This is a genomic window from Azospirillum sp. (assembly GCF_050789165.1).
On sequence record NZ_JBOZRT010000091.1, the window covers coordinates 1 to 2,555 of the forward strand.

Genomic DNA, 2,555 nt, shown 5'->3' on the forward strand with positions numbered 1-2,555 from the left:
CGCTCGCTGTGACCAGCTTACGGTGGGACTTCCACCCACAAGAATGCGCCCATGCTGGGCGCACAACAAAAAAAGCCGTCGCCTAGGTCAGGCGACGGGCTTTCGTTCAATCCCTACGGAAAATCTTAGACGCCGCTCTGGCCGTCGGAGCAATCCGGCGGCTCTTTTGTTTGTGCGCCCAGCATGGGCGCATTCTTGTGGGTGGAAGTCCCACCGTAAGCTGGTCACGGCGAACGAAGAGAAGCGCAACTGCGGAAGGGCGACCGACCGTGGGGAGGAAGCGTGGATCGAAACTGCGGGCCGATGAACAAGAACCGGATATGAGGCGGTGCCAACCAGGGCGAGCGGGCAAACGACCGCGAAGCTCTTGTGACCAAGGGGCGGTGGCGTAAATCCGGCGGTCGTGCAGTGAAGGAGTGCGTTCTTACCTGGGGAGATCTCGTCTTGCGCCTGAAAGGGCGACGGTGTCGAGCCGGAGCGAGAAGTCAGCCGAGGCCGTAGTAGGGAGCGCACAGGCGCGAACGAAGGGCCGAACGAGAGAGAGTGAAGTTCCTCCAAGGATGAGCAAGGCCATGCGTCAGATGCCGGGACAGCCCGGGAGATCGGAGAGGCAAGCGGGTGAAGCCCGTCCGGGCTCTGGTCTCGACGAAGCCGAGCCCCCGCCGCGGATCGGGAACGACACGGGCGCAGGGCTGCTTGAGGCGGCCCTGCGGCGAGAGAACCTTCTGCGGGCGTGGAAGCAGGTGCGGGCCAACAAAGGCGCGGCGGGCGTGGACGGTCTGGATATCGACCAGACGGCTGCGACGCTGCGCATCTCTTGGCCTGCCATCCGCGACAGCCTGCGGGAGGGGACGTATCGGCCACAGCCGGTGCGTCGCGTGATGATCCCGAAGCCAGGGGGCGGCGAGCGCGAGCTTGGCATCCCCACGGTGCTGGACCGCCTGATCCAACAGGCGCTCCTGCAAGTCCTTCAGCCAATCCTTGATCCGACCTTCAGCCAGCACAGCTACGGCTTCCGTCCGGGAAGGAGTGCGCACGATGCCGTCCTGGCGGCGCAATCGTTCGTGCAGTCCGGACGGCGGATCGTTGTGGACGTGGATCTGGAGAAGTTCTTCGACCGGGTTGACCATGACATCCTGATCGACCGTCTGCGCAAGAAAATCCCCGATCCCGGCGTCATCCGTCTGGTTCGGGCTTACTTGAACGCCGAGATCGTCGATGGGGATGCGACCATCAAGCGGACCAGAGGCACGCCGCAGGGCGGGCCGCTGTCGCCGCTACTGGCCAACCTGCTGCTGGATGAGGTGGACAAGGAGCTTGAACGGCGGGGCCATGCCTTCTGCCGCTATGCCGACGACTGTAACGTCTACGTGCGGTCACAGCGGGCGGGCGAACGGGTGATGGCTCTGCTGCGGCGGCTTTATGGCCGACTTCGCCTCAAGGTGAACGAGACCAAGAGCGCCGTTGCCAGTGTCTTCGGCCGCAAATTCCTCGGCTATGCTTTCTTCAAAGCACCAGGACGGGTGGTCAAGAGACGGGTCGCCGACAAGGCCATCAAGGCGTTCAAGGAGCGCATTCGCGAACTGACACCGCGCGTGACGGGTCGATCCCTGAAAGCGGTGGCAGAACGGCTGCGTATCTTCGTGCGCGGATGGAAAGCCTACTTCCGGCTGGCGCAAACATCTCGGGTCTGGCAAAGGCTGGACGAATGGATGCGTCACCGTTTGAGGGCTATCCAGCTCAAGCAATGGAAGCACAGCAGGACTATCTTCCGGGAACTGACGGTTCGGGGGGCAAAACCCGATGTGGCCCTACAGGTGGCGGCAAACGCCCGCCGCTGGTGGCGCAACAGCGGCAAGCTCATCAACGCCGTTCTCACCATCAGATGGGCCGACCAACTCGGAATGCCCAGACTCGCATAACCTCAATCCCTCGAACCGCCCGGTGCGGACCCGCATGCCGGGTGGTGTGGCAGGGGAGCGATCAAATATGATCGCCCCCTATGCCGATTTCCCTTGAGCGATCCGTCTTATGCGGCCTCGGTCGTGTGTGCCTTGCGAACTTCTTCGTCCGTGAGGATGCCGCTCGCGCGCAGCAGCGCCGCGAACCGGCCGTTGCTATGGCTGAGCTCATCGAAGCTGCCTTCTTCGACGACACGGCCACCGTCCAGGAACAGGACCTTGTCCGCTTCGCGAACAGTGGAAAGACGGTGCGCGATGATGAATGTCGTGCGGTTCTGGCGCAGGTTGTCGATTGCGGCCTTAACGCGATTTTCGGTTTCGACGTCAAGCGCGCTTGTCGCTTCGTCTAGCACGAGGATCGGGGCATCCTTGAGGATGGCGCGGGCAATCGCCACACGCTGACGTTCGCCGCCGGAGAGCCTGTTGCCGCGTTCGCCGACATGGGTGTCGTACTGCTCTTCGCGCGTCTCGATGAAGTCGGCGGCAGCGGCCGCTTCAGCTGCTCGACGCATGTCCTCATCCGAGGCGCCTTCCCGGCCGAGGCGAATGTTGTCGCTGATCGAGCGGTTGAGCAGGCCGGCATCCTGGAACACC

Annotated in this window: 2 protein-coding genes; one reads left to right on the top strand and one right to left on the bottom strand. The window is 63.2% G+C overall.

The annotated features are described in order from the left end of the window. Positions 1-572: 572 nt before the first annotated feature. Positions 573-1,922 (top strand): group II intron reverse transcriptase/maturase, encoded by a 1,350-nt coding sequence (ltrA, locus tag ACRWK7_RS19955; protein WP_431858033.1) that lies wholly within the window; start codon positions 573-575, stop codon positions 1,920-1,922. Positions 1,923-2,029: 107 nt separating this feature from the next. On the opposite strand, the gene ACRWK7_RS19960 is transcribed toward ltrA, so the two are convergent. After that, positions 2,030-2,555, bottom strand: a 526-nt coding sequence (locus ACRWK7_RS19960; RefSeq protein WP_431858034.1) for an ATP-binding cassette domain-containing protein, incomplete at its 5' end; no start/stop codon positions are given.

Coding starts and splice junctions, on each gene's coding strand:
- ltrA (WP_431858033.1), top strand. CDS start 573: ATGCGTCAGATGCCGGGACAGCCCGGGAGATCGGAGAGGCAAGCGGGT.